Source organism: Vibrio sp. 10N.261.45.E2 (assembly GCF_002875705.1).
Classification (GTDB): domain Bacteria; phylum Pseudomonadota; class Gammaproteobacteria; order Enterobacterales; family Vibrionaceae; genus Vibrio.
On record NZ_MCZZ01000128.1, the window covers coordinates 25,079 to 41,284 of the forward strand.

The following is a 16,206-nucleotide window of genomic DNA, read 5'->3' on the forward strand; positions in this document are numbered from 1 at the left end:
AGGTCAGCAAGGTCAGCAAGATGATTCTTCGCAAGGCTCGCAGGATCAACAGCAAAACTCTGCAGACGATGAAAATTCGCAGAACCAAGCTGATAACCAATCTCAAAACCCAAACCAAGAGCAAGCCAAAGACCAACCGGGTGCGAAAACAGGTGAAGACGGAAGCGAACAAGCTGCTCAATCTAAGCAGTCGAGTAAAGCCGAGCAGTCAGAGGGTCAAGAGCAAGGTGAATCACAGCCTCAAAGTGAGAGCGCACAACAAGCTATTGCCCAAACCTCAGAGCAACCGCTATCAAATGACCCGGACATGCGAAAACTTGAGCAAGTCGAAAGCGCTCGTGACCCGAGCCAGCTGCTCAAAGCTCAAATGATTTTACAAGCACGACAAAAAAGTGCTCCTCACAACCAAAACAAAAAGTGGTAACCATGCAATTTCTTAACAAGCCATTTTTATCCATAGTCCTAACGTTGCTGTTGGGCGCTTTCTCGTCATTTTCTGCATTAGCGGCAACCGCTGTGGCGAGCGTTTCACACAATAGTGTCACCAAAGATGAAGTATTCCTGCTTAGAGTCACAACCAATGAAAAGGTCTCTTCAGATGCTCTAGATCTTACGGCTCTTCAAAAGGATTTCTATGTCGGCACTCCTAGCTTTGGGTCGTCGATGCGAATCATCAATGGTAGTCGTTCGGTATCAAGTGAGTGGAATATCAGCCTAGCTCCACTGCGTTTGGGCCAGATACAGATCCCTAGCTTTGATATTGAAGGGGCAAAAACCAAGCCAATCACCATCAATGTTGCCGTAAATAAAGCAGCACCAACTCAACATGATATGGCCGAGTTCAAGCTCAATCTAAGTAAGAGCTCGCTCTACCCACAAGAAGTCGCTGAGCTTGATGTAAAACTGATAATTAAAGCTGACCCAAGAAGACTGCAAGATCCGAAAATAGAGCCACCGAGCTCGCCGGGCTTAGATGTGAAACCTATTGGTGAATCGAAGCAATTTCAAGACGTTCTCAACGGGCAAGAAGTGACGGTCGTTCAACAGTCGTTCCATATCTCTTCACAAAAAGCTGGGGAATTTAAGTTGATTGGCCCGAAGCTAACAGGGGCGGTGGTTTACTCCACCAACAACTCAAGCACAACGCGTCTTTTCCAGCTCGATACACCAGTTGAAACCTTAGATGTAACGGTGAAGGACGTACCAAAAGACTACCAAGGTGAGTGGTTACCAACCTCGAGCTTCAAGCTGATTCAGCAATGGTCAGACAGCCAAGGCAAGGAACTAACCAATAACAATAGTTTAGATGGCGACAAGCAGAACATTGAAATGGAAGCGGGTGATTCTTTAACTCGAACCATCACAATGACGGCTAGCAACTTAACACAACACCAGTTGCCAAAACTAGACATCACCTACCCTAAATCGGTACGTGTTTATGAAGAGAAACCGCAGTTTGGCACAACTCAGTCAGGAGACGCTGTCGTGGTTTACAAGCAAGTATTGATTCCGAAAGAGGCTGGAAATATCTCGCTTCCTGACGTGTCTCAAACTTGGTTCAACACCGATTCGCAATCAGAACAAACCAGTAAAGCGCTGGGGCTAGAATTAGCGGTGAAGGCAAGTGACCGCGCGACGTCTAGCACACCACCAGTTACAGCACCACCAGCCCAACAAGTAAGCCCGACGGTTGTGACTGTTGATAGCCCAGGATTCTGGCCTTATCTCACTGCGCTGTTTGCCGCCTTGTGGTTGATTAACTCTGTGATGGCTTTCTACTTCTGGTCACGCCGTAGTACAGCGGTCACACCAAAGCACCAAGATGAACGTCAATCCGATACAGCAGAAGCTCTGATTAACGCGCTGAAAACGAAAGATGGCGTGATGACCAGAAGCTTGTTTGAACAATGGAAAGCTGAAAACCCAGATTTGAGTTGTGAGACGTTAAAAGTCGTTGAAGCCGAGCTAAACAAGCTCAATCTGACTCTCTATGGTGAAGCCAATTCAGCAAGCCAAGTATGGGATCCTGCTGAGGCAATCAAAGACGTTAAGAAGCCAAAACGAGTCTCTAGCAAAACGCGTAAAAGCACACTAGAAACACTTTAATTAACCAGAAAATATAACTGGCAGAAAAATGAAGCCGTGATGACCACCTTGTGAACATCACGGCTTTATTCGTTTTTACGATAGGAAGAAATAGGTACCAGACTAAGAAATTGAAACTGCGACCTTTTTTCGCTTTAAGGCAGAAACAATTCTATTTCTTCCAGAATCTTTCGCTTGATACAAAGCTTTGTCGGCCTTGCCATACAGTAAGTCGAAATCAAACTGGTGCTGATCAGAGGTTATCGATGCATACCCTACCGACGCGGTTAAATACTGACTGGTGCTGCTTTCACAATGGAGGATTTTCGCCTCTTCAATACATTTTCTAATCGACTCTGCACGCTGCTTAGTCTCAGAATGATTGGTGCCGATCATCAACAACATAAACTCCTCTCCGCCAATACGACAGAAGGTCTCTTGTTCATTGTATACATGGTTATTCAGTATCTTACCTATTGTGCGCAAAGCAGCGTCACCTTCGGTATGACCATAAACACTGTTGTACAAACCAAAGTGGTCAAGATCGACAAGAATCAACCCAAATGTGACTTCACTTTTCGAGGCAAACGCGCCTTGATCGTCACAATTTAAACCCTCTAAAACCTGAGACAACATTCGGCGGTTTCCAAGGCGTGTCAGCGGGTCGAGCTTAGAGATAATGTCCAACTGTTCATTCGCTCGTTCAAGCTCTTGAGTGCGCTTGCTTACCTCTTGCTCAAGCGTTTCATTGAGTTTTTTAAGCTCCTCTTGCGCCATGGTTCTTTGTAAAACCTCAGCAAGGCTAGAGGCAAAGATACGAATCACTTCACGCAATTGAGAGGTTAAAGGGCTGCGTGTTAACAAGTTATCTGCAGCAATAAACGCGATCGGCTCACCCGTGTTGGTGGTGAGCATAGTCATTGCCGTCCAACCCACCCCAACGATATTGAAGTCGTGATAGATAGGTACGGATTCTTCAAATGCAACTTGATTAGGGCAAGCTCGAGCCGCTGCGACGATGTCACGTTCCACCAGCTCAGATCGATAATAGGACTCATCGACAATATCGCCTTTAATGTCAGTACCCCAAGTGCCTTGCATGTAGCTGCATTGATTATCTGTCAGGAAAACCGCTAATCGGTCTATGCCTAAATGCTGAATAGCAAAACTGACCGCAGACTTACACACCGCACTCACGCTATCACAACGAGAAAGCTCAACCATACTCGAGTGCAGCATGCGTATATTCTGCTCTTGGCGTTTACGAATGTAGATCTGAGAAAGCAGAGAACCAAAGGACTCAAGCATCTGCTTTTGATAATTAGTAATTGGCGAGCGATGAATGTAGTTATCCATAGCAATCCAGCCGACAGGTTTATCCCCTTCACGCAAGATCAGCATCCCATTCCACCCCTGCCCGACCACTTTGCCTTCGGTGTAGAGTGGCGCTTGTTCAATAATGACTAAGTTGGTGTGGTTATCAGATAACGCCTCTATGTATTCGGCTTCAAGCTGGTGTAAATCATATTGAGTATGGTGTTCGCTGTTGGTTTTACCCGTTTCATCAGTGCCGTAAGTACCGCTGAAGCAGCGCTTTTTCATATCAAGTAGCATGAAGATCGCACGATCAAAGCCTAAGCGGTCGCGCACAGCTTCTATTGATGCTTTATAGAGAGCATCTAAAGATTCAGGGTTCGAGAGCTCTAACGCGATCTGATGAACCAGCTTCATATTCTCTACGAACAATTCGCGAAGCTTTATCTCATCAAGGTATTGAGCTTCGCGTGTGTCTCTATGCTTGATCTCAAGTGCCGCGTTTTTTTCTGCACGGATACACTGCCATCGCGCTGCTGCAAGTTGAAGAACATCAAGATCTTGGTCGAAGGTTTGATTGATCTTTTCGGCATCGCAATTTTGAACAATTAAATAAGTTCTGCAGGCAGGCGCGTTGTCGAGCATCATGATGAACGACTCCCCACCGAGTACTTTACTGTGCTCCCAGTTACAGGTATTGATTGCCATAGGCAGCACACCGTCTGCGGTGTCGAACTGTGAAACCCAAGGCCAAAATGTAGAAGGGTAATTCTCAAGAGAGGCTAACTCACCATGACAAAACAACGGCAACGAATCGCTTTCCGGTATCGGCTCAGCAAATATCCCAATCCCTTTTGGAGCAAGCATTTTAACCAAGTAGTCAAAAAGAGACTCAGCCAATAAACGGTGATCGCGCGTAGCAGATATTTGTTTTGCAAAGGCTTTTACAGGCACAGCTTCCGTCCATTGGCAATTGAGAATACAGCAAAAGTACAGAAGCCTTGATATGCAATCAATACAACTAAAAATGAGATGTTAAGCGGGTCGCAATTTCACTTTTTACATTATCACAAGCATGAGAAGGACTACAAAAATGGGATTTCCTGCCCAAGTTTTCATCGACAGTGGGACTTTTTTAGAGACATAAAAAAGCCCCACTTAAAGTGGGGCAAAACTTCCATCGCTTATAGTTATAGTGATAATTCTGTCGATCTATTCGATTATCTAACCTGCGTATCAGTTAGTGTGCGGGTTCAGCTAAAAAGCCAAACACGGCACTTGAATAATCAATTAACCAAAGTCACCGTTTACGTAACCTTTAGTACGATCATCTTTTGGTTCGCTGAAGATAACACTCGTTTCGTTATGCTCTACAAGCTCTCCCATAAGGAAGAAAGCTGTGCGGTCTGAAATACGACGCGCTTGCTGCATTGAGTGCGTTACGATGACGATAGTGAAGTCTTTTTTCAGGTCTTCCATCAATTCTTCAATCTTGTGTGTCGCGATTGGGTCGAGTGCCGATGTTGGCTCATCCATTAGGATTACATCCGGTTCCATTGCAATCGTCCGAGCGATACATAGACGCTGTTGCTGACCACCAGACAAACCAAATGCGTGTGCTTTAAGGCGGTCTTTTACTTCATCCCAAAGTGCCGCACTGCGCAATGAGCTTTCTACAACTTCATCAATGTGCTTCTTGTCTTTGATACCTTGAGCACGTAAGCCGTAAGCCACGTTCTCGTAGATGCTCATTGGGAATGGGTTTGGCTTTTGGAATACCATGCCTACACGAATACGTAGGTCAGCCACATCAATATTGCCGTAGATGTTTGTGCCATCCATATCCAGCTTACCTTTGATAGTAACGCCTTCAATTAGGTCATTCATGCGGTTCAAGCAACGTAGTAGCGTTGACTTACCACAACCCGATGGGCCAATCAGTGCTGTTACCTGACGAGTTGGAATTGGCAGGTTGATAGATTTAAGCGCTTGGTTGTCGCCGTAAAACAGATCTAGGTTCTCAATATCAAATTTGTTCATGTTCGTAATCTCTAAATTCTTAAATTCGTGTCTAGCTTGATGCTTTCTTTATCACGGGGGCTCTCTTTGTTATTGAGCCAGCTAATGAGCTTAGTAAGTTGCCGTGTTGAAGCGTCTCGCAATCAGTTTTGTAACCATGTTGATCAAGAGAACCAATACGATTAGGACAGTCGCCGTGCCGTAGGCTTGGTTCCACTCATCGATAGTAAATAGCTCTGTTGTCAGCTTATATAGGTGAACCGTTAGTGTACGGCCAGAATCGAATACCGACTCAGGAACACGTGCCACCATACCTGCTGTTAAAAATACAGGTGCTGATTCGCCAATTACACGACCAATACTAAGAATGACCGAAGTTAAGATACCTGGCATTGCACTTGGTAAGATCAAACGCCAGATAGTGTAGATTTTTGAAGCGCCAAGGCCGTATGAGCCTTCACGGTAAGTTTGTGGTACTGCCATCAATGCTTCTTCTGTAGTACGAATAATTACAGGAAGAATCAAGATACTTAGCGTTAGTGCACCCGACAAAATCGAGAAGCCAAGACCAAGAATCGAAACAAAGAAGGTCATACCGAATAGACCAAAGATAATCGATGGGATACCAGCTAGCGATTCAGTACAGAATCGAATCACTTTCACCAATCGGCTGCCTACTTTCGCATATTCAGTTAGGTATATCGCCGTCATGATACCTAGTGGCGCAGCTACCGCAATTGATGCTATTACCATGTAGATCGTGGCGATGATCATAGGGAAAATACCACGTTCTTCACCTGTACGAGTGTAATCGTCAGTGATGAAGTTCCAATCTACGTATTGCAGACCGTTCGATAGGATGTACCAAATAATCCAGAATAAGAAACCAACGGTTACAGCTGCAGCTGCCCAGATAAAGCCTTTTAAGATGTTATCTTTGGTTTGACGTGCTTGTTTTAGTTTTACGCGATCCATATTACTTATCCTCGCCTACTTCGCTTTTTCACGGTTAAGGTAAAGTAGAGCACCATTTAACATCATGATGAACACTAGAAGTACAACACCTGTTGCGTACAGTGCATTCGCGTGAACGCCACTTGCGTATGACATTTCAATCGCAATGTTTGCTGTCAGTGTACGAGCTGAGTCCAAAATACCTTCTGGCATTGCTGGCGCGTTACCCATAACCATGATGATTGCCATCGTTTCGCCAAGTGCGCGACCGATACCCAAAATCACACCAGTCATAATGCCTGAACGTGCAGCGGGAACGAGCAACTTAAAAATCGTGTAGATTTTCGAAGCACCCAGTGCAAGTGAACCTTCTTTGTATGTACGAGGTACAGCACGAATCGAAGTTTCAGAAACCGTGATAACGGTAGGAAGAATCATGATACCCAGAACAATGATACCTGCCAGGATAGTGTTACCCGCTGGTACTTGGAAAACGTTCTGAATCATTGGAACGATGATTACTAGACCGAAGAAGCCGTATACTACCGACGGGATACCCGCTAGAAGCTCAACTGCTGGTCGGATAATATCTGCTAGACGCTTTGGAGCAATCTCAGCAATAAAAATAGCGGTTAATACACCAACTGGCACACCAACAACTACAGCTCCAAGTGTCGAAACAATCGATGCAACAATCATAGTTGCAACACCGAATAGAGCTGGAGGTAACCAGTCAACACCCAGAACGATGCCAGAAACACCAGCCTCTTGGAATGCAGGGATACTCTCTGCAACGATAAAGTAAGCGATAACGGCTAGTGATACGATGCCGATTACAGCACTCGATAAGAACAAGCCGTGGAAGATTCTTTCTCTCCAGTCAATACGTTTCTTAGCACGTAGACTTGGCTTGTTGATTTGAGTCGCTTCAGTATTCATAAGCTTTTCACTATTTGCGATGGTCATATATAAAATCTCAAACTTTGTGGCTCAATAAGAGCTCGAAATAGACAAAGTTGAAAGAAAAGGCTCAGCCTAAATCAGGCTGAGCAATAATTAAGATTGAGTCAGTTAAGATTAGTTAACTGTGATGTAGCCTTTTTTAGCTGAGATAGCTTGAGCTTCGTCTGCAACCATCCAGTCTAGAAATTGTTGAGTTTCAGCTGATGGAGCGCCATCTTTGTAAAGAACTAGGAATGGACGAGCAACTTTGTAAGAACCGTTCTTAACGTTGTCTACAGTCGCAGCTGCGCCGTCGATAGTTAGAGCTTGAACAGATTCGTCAACTGTACCTAGAGAGATAAAGCCGATAGCGTATGGGTTGCTTGCTACAGAAACTTTAAGTGCGCCGTTACCGTTTGCAACTTGTGCACGTTGAGAGATAGCCGATACTTTCTTATCGCCAATTGTCTTCTTAAGCTTCATGATGTCTTCGAATGCACCACGTGTACCAGATGCAGTATCACGAGTGATTGCTACGATAGGCTTGTCTGCACCGCCAACATCTTTCCAGTTAGTGATGTCGCCTTTGTAAATTGAAGTGATTTGCTCAGCAGTTAGAGCAGATACTTCGTTGTTCGGGTTAACAACAACTGCGATACCGTCACGAGCGATTACTAGCTCTTTCAGGTCAGCTGTTTTTTCTTCTTCTTTTAGGTCACGAGAAGAAATACCAAGGTCAGCACTTCCATTTTTTGCTGCTTTGATGCCTGCAGAAGAACCTGGTGCTTGAATTTCGATGAACACTGGTTCGCCTTTATTCATGTAGGTTTCTGCAAAAACTTCAACCAGTGGAGAAGCACTGTTAGAGCCAACTACAGAGATAGTTTCTTTAGCTGAAGCTGTATTCACTGTTAGAGCGCCTAGTAGTGCGATTGCACCGATAACTGTCTTTTTCATCACAAATTTCCTTTAGTGGCGTTATTGCCGTAATGTTGTGTTTGCTTGAACGGTGCCCACTTTAGAATCCAAATGTGACAGTTGTGTTTCACTAAATTGAAGCCTATATGACAACTGCAATTTATTTTCTTGTTTTCTCTCTAATAGCTCCCCTTAAAGTAATACATTGCCTTGTTCTATAAGCACTGAGTATTTATTCCAATCAAATTAAAACAACCCGCTCAATTAACCACCACTACTGTTCTTTACCTAGAACATGGCCAGCCTTCCCCTTGTTAGCCATACCTTTATAAAGGTTAAAAGGCTTAATTGAACGATAAATAATCAATATTTATCAAATACCTATCGCATATATCTAAATCGAATCTATTACTGATTGAATTGTCAGTTTCATTAGTTAGAATCGCCAACTAATTCTAATAATAATTCTCATCTATTTATTTTAATCAAAGAGGGACATTACATGCGCCAACTTCTCAGTGGCTTATCTATAAAAATACAAATACTAATACCTGTACTCTTTTCCGTTGTCTTACTTTTAGCAGGTGTGATTATTGGTGGTGAAAAACTAGAAAGTGCATTCAAAGATGTATCAGTAGCGACCGATCAATTAATCTTACATAAAGAAGAACTCAGCGAAATCGTCGACAACAGCTATGGCATGCGTATCAAAGCGATCTACAGCCTATTCAATGCTGATGATGTAAAAACACTGGTTGAAACGCTAAATGAAAAGCGTGACCAGAACACTCGTCTACTGAATTCACTAAACACAGTGCCGGGCATGCAAGATGAAGTGACCGCGATGAACAAGGCGATGAATAACTATGTCGACTTTTCCCGCACCACCATGCTTCCTCTATTGAGAGCGAAACATGGCGATGCATCATTCTCTTCGGATTTTGAAAACCGTTACCAGATCGCAATCGACCAATACCGTCACGCGGGTAATGAAATGGTACAGGCGATCAATACGCTTTCTAAAAAGCTCAACCTGCTTGCCACCCAAGAAGTCGACATCAATGGCCAACAACATACCAGCACACTGGATACGGCGACCATTGCCCTGCTAGTGATTCTTTCAATCGCACTGTTCATCAGCTGGACGCTAGCCGGCATCATTGTTAAGCCAATCAGCAATATTCAAGAGACCATGCGTGAAGTAGCAAAAGGCAACCTGCTCGTTAAAGCTGAAGAGTATGGCAACAATGAGATCTCTCGCTTAGCAAAAGACGTCAACCAGTCGGTAGACCAACTGCGTGACACGGTAAGTTCACTGTCTCGAATCAGTATTGAAGTCGCTTCTGCTTCCACAGAGCTAGCAGCTGTAATGACACAATCAAGCGTGAATTCAGATCAAGAGAAGCAAGAAGTTGAACAAGTCGCTTCAGCAGTGAATCAACTGGAGAGCACAGCTTCTCATGTCAACGAGAATGCAGTTCAAGCTGATTCGGCCTCTAAGCAAGCTGACGAGATGGCGACACACAGCATGAGCTTGTTTAATGAAAGCAACAAAGCCAATGAACAGATGGCAATTCAATTGAGTGAAGCTGCCAATGTTGTAGGAACGCTAAAAGAGCACTCTGAGCAGATTGGTAAAGTGATTGAAGTAATTCAAAGCATCTCTGAACAGACCAACCTTCTTGCGCTTAACGCAGCAATCGAAGCCGCTCGTGCAGGCGAAAGTGGTCGCGGTTTCGCGGTTGTAGCCGATGAAGTACGAATGCTAGCGGCACGTACTCAAGACTCAACCAAAGAGATCCAAACCATCATTGAAGGTTTGCAGGTTCAATCTGGCAATGCCAACGAAAGCATGAGCAGTTCACTAGCAATGCTAGAGCACAACCAAACACTAGCTGGTGAAGTAAGCGAAGCACTTTCAGGCATTGCTAACTCGGTAACGGACATGACTGAAATAAACACTCAAGTAGCATCGGCAGCAGAAGAGCAAAGCCAAGTGACGTCAGACATCAACCGTAATATCTCAAACATCTACAGCCTAGTAAGCCAAAACGTTACCGGCATTACCCAAGCCGCAGCAGCAAGCCATGAGTTATCTAACTTAGCCGAGCAACAGAAACAACAATTGGGCTACTTTAAGGTATAGGGTTTAAGACGACAGATCGAAGCTGTATGTTCATAAAACTCACTTAGAAAGAAGAAACCAGCCATGATGGCTGGTTTCTTCTTTTTAAACACTACTGACCAGATTCAGCTGCTCTGATCCTTTCAATCGCCTCTACTCTTCTAATCTGTTTTGGTAGGAAATGGGCAGTCCGAAGTTGCGCAATCGTCTCTTGTTGTTCGGTTTGTGAGAGTGTTGAATCGTTCAAGACATCATTCCGTTCTACGAAGTAAACCTCTAAAGAGTCTTCAAAGGCCGCTCTTTGTTTATCTAACGCTTCGAGTCTTTGGGTCGCTTCTTCGCCGACAAGTTCACTTCTCTTTAAGTATTTATCTTGTTGATCAAGCCCCTCAGAGCTTGATAGTTGTTGAAGCAACACCTGATTCTGTTGGCTCGTTTGAACGTAATCGGGTTGCTCAGATAAATAAGACTCAAGCCTTTGCTGATATTCTGACTCGTCTAGCCCTTCTTGTTGCAGTAGTAACTTTTCTAAAGCGATTTCTCTCATGCGATTGTCATGAGTAAACAGAATACTTATCTCGCTCTGACTAAAGAATTGAACTTGGAGATCGAGTAACGCTTGATTAAGTGCACGTAAATCTACCGCTGAAATTGATGTGCTGTCGAACTGAACATCCAACGAAGCCAGTGCCGACTTGTACTCAAGATATTTAGTAAACAGTGCTTCGTCGACAACAACTGTCGGTGATTCTGCTTGGTGCTTTGCCACGTTGTCACGAATATCTTCGAGTGTTAATTCTGTATTGCCTGACACGAAATACTCCATCATGTCTTTGGCTGATGCATTATCGATTTCGGTATCTTGTTGAGAGGTTGCCTTCAAAGAGGAGGCGCTGTGTTCTATTTCTTTGTTTGTACTTAGCTCGTCTGTCTTTACAGGAAAAAAGTTTGGATACAAAAAGACCGCCGCTATACTCATCAGGGCTATCGTGGTTATCGACAAAATGGCGGCCTTTTTCATCATACTTTCCTTGTTTTGTTATTAAACGCTTGGCCTACAAACCAGCCAATTTCAATCGATTAGCATGCTGACGATAAAGAGTCACAGGATCGGTCTCAAACAAGTGGTGGATTCCCAATAACCCATTGATCTCATCTAAATGATTCATTTTGTAGTCATCACCTATAACTTTTCCCAAATGCGCGCTGCATGCTCCCACTAACCCGTCATTCGGTTCGTTGAAGGCTAAGCCTAGGATTGTCATTGCTCCATCGGTAGGATCAAGAAGGTTGGTAAAAGTAGAAGACCCAGTCCATGAATAGTAATAAACGCCGTTACTTGCTTGCCATTCACCATCACCGCACTCAGACGTCGGAACGCCTTCAGGGTAAAACTGATTAAATGCAAGCGAACCTTCAGTCGTTAAAGCTTCAAGAGATGCGAGACCGTCTTGGTCAAAATCCGTTCCACCAGATAACAGGTTGATGAGCGTCGTTAACCCACCAGCAAGTTTAACCGCAATACCTTCGGTGGCTGAGCCTTCAGGTACGGTTCCACGAACTAAATCTGCCACCTTAGAGCCTTTATGAACACCACCAATACTTGTCACTGATGCAACCAGATCTGGACGAACTGATGCTACATAGCGTGCTGTCGGTCCGCCATGACTGTGTCCAACCAGATTCACCTTGCTCGCTCCGGTAGCCGCTAAAAGTGTTTCTACTTGAGCCAATAATTGTTCGCCACGAACTTCAGAGCTGTTGGTCGCAGAAACCTGAGCGACGTATACGCTCGCGCCATCTTTTGTCAGCGATTCCGGTACGCCATAGAAATAGTCGACGCCTGCCAATGTATCGAAACCAAACAAGCCATGTACCAACACGATGGGATATTTTGTTTCAGTGTATCCGCTGACTTCTAATGCCGATGCGCTCGCTCCTGCATAGGCACCAAAACTGGATAGACAAGCTATCGTCCAAATTAATATCTTTTTCAATGCTCTCTCCTTAAACAGATTAGACCTCTGATGAGTAAAAGAACCGTAGCTGATGATTTTATAAAACAGAAAAGAGCAACTCAATATTTGTGAGATTGAACTGTAATTAAACAGTAGTGATTAACATCAATACAAACAGATTAGGACCTAAAGCCAAGATTTTAACTAATTGATTAAATTAACATTTAACGTAATCACATGAACTCGCACTTTCAATAAACGAATTAAAATATCAACCTAGCATTCGCAAAATTCAAAAGCTCAATGACAAACGTTCAAGCGTTTAAACCGTTATTTATCAACCACAAACTCGTTGAAAACTTGATACTTATGCCATTAACGATACGCCCAAAGCCTGAATATATTGACGTGAATTATTGATTTTAGATATAGGTCGTACCAGTTATTTACTTACCCACTTATCAACAAGCAACAACGTTTTGTTTGGCTCATCAAAATATAAAAGAGAATACAGTGATGAAAAATACGGCTTTAATACTCGCGTTAACTCTGCCTTTTGGCGCCTATGCTGCTGAAGACTCAATACCAACACCTGAATCCATAACATCCGCACAAGTTCTCAGTACACAGGGTTCAGAGACCTATTCGTACGTTAGATGCTGGTATAGAACCGATGCCTCTCATGACTCCCCTGTCACCGGTTGGAAATGGGCAAAAAAAGAGAATGGTGACTACTACACGATCAACGGATACTGGTGGTCTTCTGTTTCTTTCAAAAACATGTTCTACAGCGATACCCCTCAATCTGAAGTCAAGCAACGTTGTGAACAGACGCTCGATATCCAACATGATGTCGCAGACATCACCTATTTTGCGGCAGATAATCGCTTCTCTTACAACCACTCTATCTGGACTAACGGCAACGCGTTTCAAGCCAATAGCATCAACCGTATTGTCACCTTTGGTGATAGCCTGTCCGATACCGGTAATTTATTTAATGGCTCTCAATGGATTTTTCCGAACGCAGATTCGTGGTTTTTAGGCCACTTTTCGAATGGTTTAGTTTGGACTGAGTACTTAGCAAAAGCGAAAAATGTCCCTCTGTATAACTGGGCTGTAGGCGGCGCAGCTGGGACCAATCAATACGTGGCATTGACTGGTGTTTATGATCAAGTCACGTCTTATCTGACTTATATGAAAGTCGCCAAAAACTATCGCCCGGAAAACTCACTGTTTACTTTAGAGTTTGGGCTCAATGACTTTATGAATTACGACCGAGAAGTCGCCGATGTAAAAGCTGACTTTAGCAGTGCACTGATCCGCTTAACGGAATCTGGTGCAAACAATATTCTGCTGTTCACACTGCCCGATGCGACCAAAGCCCCTCAGTTCAAATATTCAACCGAGCAAGAGATCATCAAAGTTCGTGGCAAGATCTTAGAGTTCAACCAATTCATCAAAGCTCAAGCCGAGTATTACCAAAGTATGGGGAAAAACGTGGTGCTGTTCGACGCGAGTGCGTTATTCGCTAGCATTACCGATAACCCACAACAACATGGCTTTCGAAACGCTAGCGACGCTTGTCTTGATATCAATAGAAGCTCAGCGGCCGACTACCTGAAAAGCCACAGCTTAACCAATGATTGTGCCACCTATGGTTCAGACAGTTATGTGTTTTGGGGCGTGACGCACCCGACCACCGCCACTCATAAATACATTGCCGATCATATCTTAGCTTTTTCATTCTCGACATTTAATTTCTAAAAACGTCGGAGTGAGTAACCTAAGGTAGAACCTCTCGGAGGCATAAGTCAGGTACAAAAAAACCGCCATCACAGGCGGTTTTTTACGTTAGCTTTTGACTCATACGAGTTGGTTACTCATCGTCAGTTTTTGGCGCAACTTTCTTCTTAGGGATAAACACTGTATCACCCACTGCCACATTCTGGTGGAAGCTCTTATCGCGTTTAACTGGCTTCTTCGCAGTCTTCTTCGCTTGAGGTTTGCCCGCTTTCTTAGCTGGACCGCCCTTCTTGAAGGCTGGTTTACGAGGCTTGATACCTTTGAACTTACCTTTTAGACCTTCAAGTACAGAGAAAGTCAGATCCTGTTGCAGGTAAAGCTCAACGCGCTTGAAGCTGTCCCAGTCTTTTGGACCAACCAATGAAATCGCATCACCTTTGTTACCCGCACGGCCAGTACGACCAACACGGTGCACGTACTCTTCCGTATGCTTCGGCATATCAAAGTTGATAACATGGCTTACGTTTGGAATATCGATACCACGAGAAGCAACATCGGTAGTTACCAAGATCTTGTAAACCGCACGCTCAAACTGACTCATGATCGCATTACGCTGCGTCTGGTTTAAGTTACCACTCAGTGCAACCGCTTTAAGCTTCTTCTCATTCAGCTTATCCGTTAAGCGATCAGTATCAGCACGAGTTGCTGTAAAGATCATTACCTGGCGGTATTCAGCTTCTTCCAGTACACGGTCTAGAATCGCTTCTTTGTGATCTAGGTGATCACACAAGTAGAATTTCTGAGTGATATCAAGGTGCTGCTCGTTAGAAACACCCACAGAAATGCGCTTCGGTGCGTCTAGCATTTCATTAGCAATGTCGTTCACTTCAGCGTGATCCAGCGTTGCAGAGAACATTAGCGTCTGACGACGACGGTGCTTAGCCGCGTTTGCAATGCGACGCAATTCTGGAGCAAAACCAAGATCAAGCATACGGTCCGCTTCATCAAGAATGAGTGTTTCAACACCATCAAGGAACAATGAACGGTGCTCTAGGTGGTCGGCAAGACGGCCTGGAGTCGCTACGATAAAGCGAGGGTACTTACGCAGTGCTTTAACTTGGTCGTTAAAGTTTTCACCACCTAAGATAAGCGCCGCTTCATAAGACAGACCACCAAGCATGCTACGTAATTCGCCGTAAACTTGCTTCGCTAGCTCACGAGTAGGAGCCAAAATTACACCACGAGGATCTTTAGCAGAAAACGCTTTTGTTTTTAATGCCTTATGTATCATTGGCAACACAAACGCCAATGTTTTTCCTGATCCCGTTTTTGATGAAGCCAATAGATCCTTACCAGCAATAGCAACAGGGATCGCTTTTGATTGGATCTCTGTCGCCTTCTTGAAGTCGTAATGTTTTAAGTTCTTCAGTAAGCGGTTATCTAAGCCTAAATCTTTAAAGTGCAAAGGACTCTCCAGTCATGATGGTATTGAATAAAATTAATTTAACGTGACATGATACCGCGAAAGTACTTTATAAGGATAGAGATCACAGTAAATTTATCCCTTAATCTCTGCTTTACCATCCCTTCGTATGCATTGCTGGCAAAGGGATGCCTCTCTAAAACCAAATAAAAATCACCTTAAAATCTTTCATCTCATAAGTGAGACAGAACGTGATGCTCAGCTAATTACCTCAAAAATTTAGCAATTTCTTTAGTTATTGTTTTTGCAGTTAAAAAATTAGTCGCTACAATCATTAATGAAGCGACTATATGATAAAGAATGTATAGCGCATCTTTTGATGATAAATAAGCAAGGAGTTCTTATGAATAAGACGTTAATCGCAGCTGCAGCCTCAGTTTTCATTTTAGCTGGTTGTTCTTCAGAGCCAGAAGAATCTGCAATGTCAGAAATGGATCAACTAACTAACCAAGTGGCTCAACTTACAAGCGAAGTTGAAGCACTTAAGAGTGACAAAGCAGCCGCAGAAATGAAGGCTCAAGAAGCAGAAGCAGCCGCTATGGCAGCGAAAGAAGAAGCGGATCGTGCAAACGAACGTATCGACAACATCGCTGAGTCTTACACTAAGTAGTTTGAGATCTAAGCGCGATTAAGCTCTAGATTAAATAAGTCGTAAAAGTAAAAAG

General features: G+C 43.8%; 12 protein-coding genes and 1 pseudogene. 5 read left to right on the top strand and 8 right to left on the bottom strand.

The window, feature by feature from the left end:
• Together BCT34_RS24435 and BCT34_RS13615 are read left to right on the top strand one after the other, a co-directional pair.
• Window positions 1–424, top strand: a pseudogene (locus BCT34_RS24435) (hypothetical protein); the annotation flags it as partial.
• A 2-nt stretch (window positions 425–426) separates the two neighbouring features.
• On the top strand, window positions 427–2,106 hold the full coding sequence (locus tag BCT34_RS13615) for a BatD family protein (RefSeq protein WP_076654961.1): 1,680 nt from the start codon (window positions 427–429) through the stop codon (window positions 2,104–2,106).
• Between the two features lie 102 nt (window positions 2,107–2,208).
• Here BCT34_RS13615 and BCT34_RS13620 read toward each other — a convergent pair whose 3' ends face one another.
• The 5 genes from BCT34_RS13620 to BCT34_RS13640 all read right to left on the bottom strand — a co-directional run bounded on the left by BCT34_RS13620 (window position 2,209) and on the right by BCT34_RS13640 (window position 8,271).
• On the bottom strand, window positions 2,209–4,353 hold the full coding sequence (locus BCT34_RS13620; RefSeq protein WP_076654960.1) for a GGDEF domain-containing protein: 2,145 nt from the start codon (window positions 4,351–4,353) through the stop codon (window positions 2,209–2,211).
• Between the two features lie 336 nt (window positions 4,354–4,689).
• A complete protein-coding gene (gene pstB / locus BCT34_RS13625) occupies window positions 4,690–5,439 on the bottom strand; it encodes a phosphate ABC transporter ATP-binding protein PstB (protein WP_004732036.1) in 750 nt (249 codons plus the stop codon).
• Between the two features lie 90 nt (window positions 5,440–5,529).
• Window positions 5,530–6,393: a phosphate ABC transporter permease PstA gene (gene pstA, locus BCT34_RS13630; RefSeq protein ID WP_017064256.1), complete on the bottom strand. Its 864-nt coding sequence runs from the start codon at window positions 6,391–6,393 to the stop codon at window positions 5,530–5,532.
• Window positions 6,394–6,408: 15 nt separating this feature from the next.
• The gene (pstC, locus tag BCT34_RS13635) at window positions 6,409–7,338 is read right to left on the bottom strand and encodes a phosphate ABC transporter permease subunit PstC (protein ID WP_017064255.1); all 930 of its coding nucleotides are present in this window, start codon (window positions 7,336–7,338) and stop codon (window positions 6,409–6,411) included.
• A gap of 111 nt (window positions 7,339–7,449) precedes the next feature.
• Window positions 7,450–8,271, bottom strand: coding sequence for a phosphate ABC transporter substrate-binding protein (locus BCT34_RS13640; RefSeq protein WP_076654959.1), 822 nt, complete (start codon window positions 8,269–8,271; stop codon window positions 7,450–7,452).
• A 463-nt stretch (window positions 8,272–8,734) separates the two neighbouring features.
• On the opposite strand from BCT34_RS13640, the gene BCT34_RS13645 reads away from it, so the two are divergent.
• Window positions 8,735–10,378 (top strand): methyl-accepting chemotaxis protein, encoded by a 1,644-nt coding sequence (locus tag BCT34_RS13645; RefSeq protein WP_076654958.1) that lies wholly within the window; start codon window positions 8,735–8,737, stop codon window positions 10,376–10,378.
• 91 nt (window positions 10,379–10,469) lie between these two features.
• Here BCT34_RS13645 and BCT34_RS13650 read toward each other — a convergent pair whose 3' ends face one another.
• Window positions 10,470–11,378: a lipase secretion chaperone gene (locus tag BCT34_RS13650; protein ID WP_076654957.1), complete on the bottom strand. Its 909-nt coding sequence runs from the start codon at window positions 11,376–11,378 to the stop codon at window positions 10,470–10,472.
• A 34-nt stretch (window positions 11,379–11,412) separates the two neighbouring features.
• A complete protein-coding gene (locus BCT34_RS13655; protein WP_076654956.1) occupies window positions 11,413–12,354 on the bottom strand; it encodes a triacylglycerol lipase in 942 nt (313 codons plus the stop codon).
• A gap of 477 nt (window positions 12,355–12,831) precedes the next feature.
• Between BCT34_RS13655 and BCT34_RS13660 the strand changes: the two genes are divergently transcribed.
• Window positions 12,832–14,079 carry an SGNH/GDSL hydrolase family protein gene (locus tag BCT34_RS13660; protein WP_076654955.1) on the top strand — a complete coding sequence of 416 codons (1,248 nt, stop codon included), beginning with the start codon at window positions 12,832–12,834 and terminating at the stop codon, window positions 14,077–14,079.
• Between the two features lie 112 nt (window positions 14,080–14,191).
• On the opposite strand, the gene BCT34_RS13665 is transcribed toward BCT34_RS13660, so the two are convergent.
• A complete protein-coding gene (locus BCT34_RS13665; protein ID WP_076654954.1) occupies window positions 14,192–15,523 on the bottom strand; it encodes a DEAD/DEAH box helicase in 1,332 nt (443 codons plus the stop codon).
• A gap of 361 nt (window positions 15,524–15,884) precedes the next feature.
• Between BCT34_RS13665 and BCT34_RS13670 the strand changes: the two genes are divergently transcribed.
• A complete protein-coding gene (locus BCT34_RS13670) occupies window positions 15,885–16,151 on the top strand; it encodes an Lpp/OprI family alanine-zipper lipoprotein (protein ID WP_076654953.1) in 267 nt (88 codons plus the stop codon).
• The last annotated feature ends 55 nt before the right edge of the window (window positions 16,152–16,206 follow it).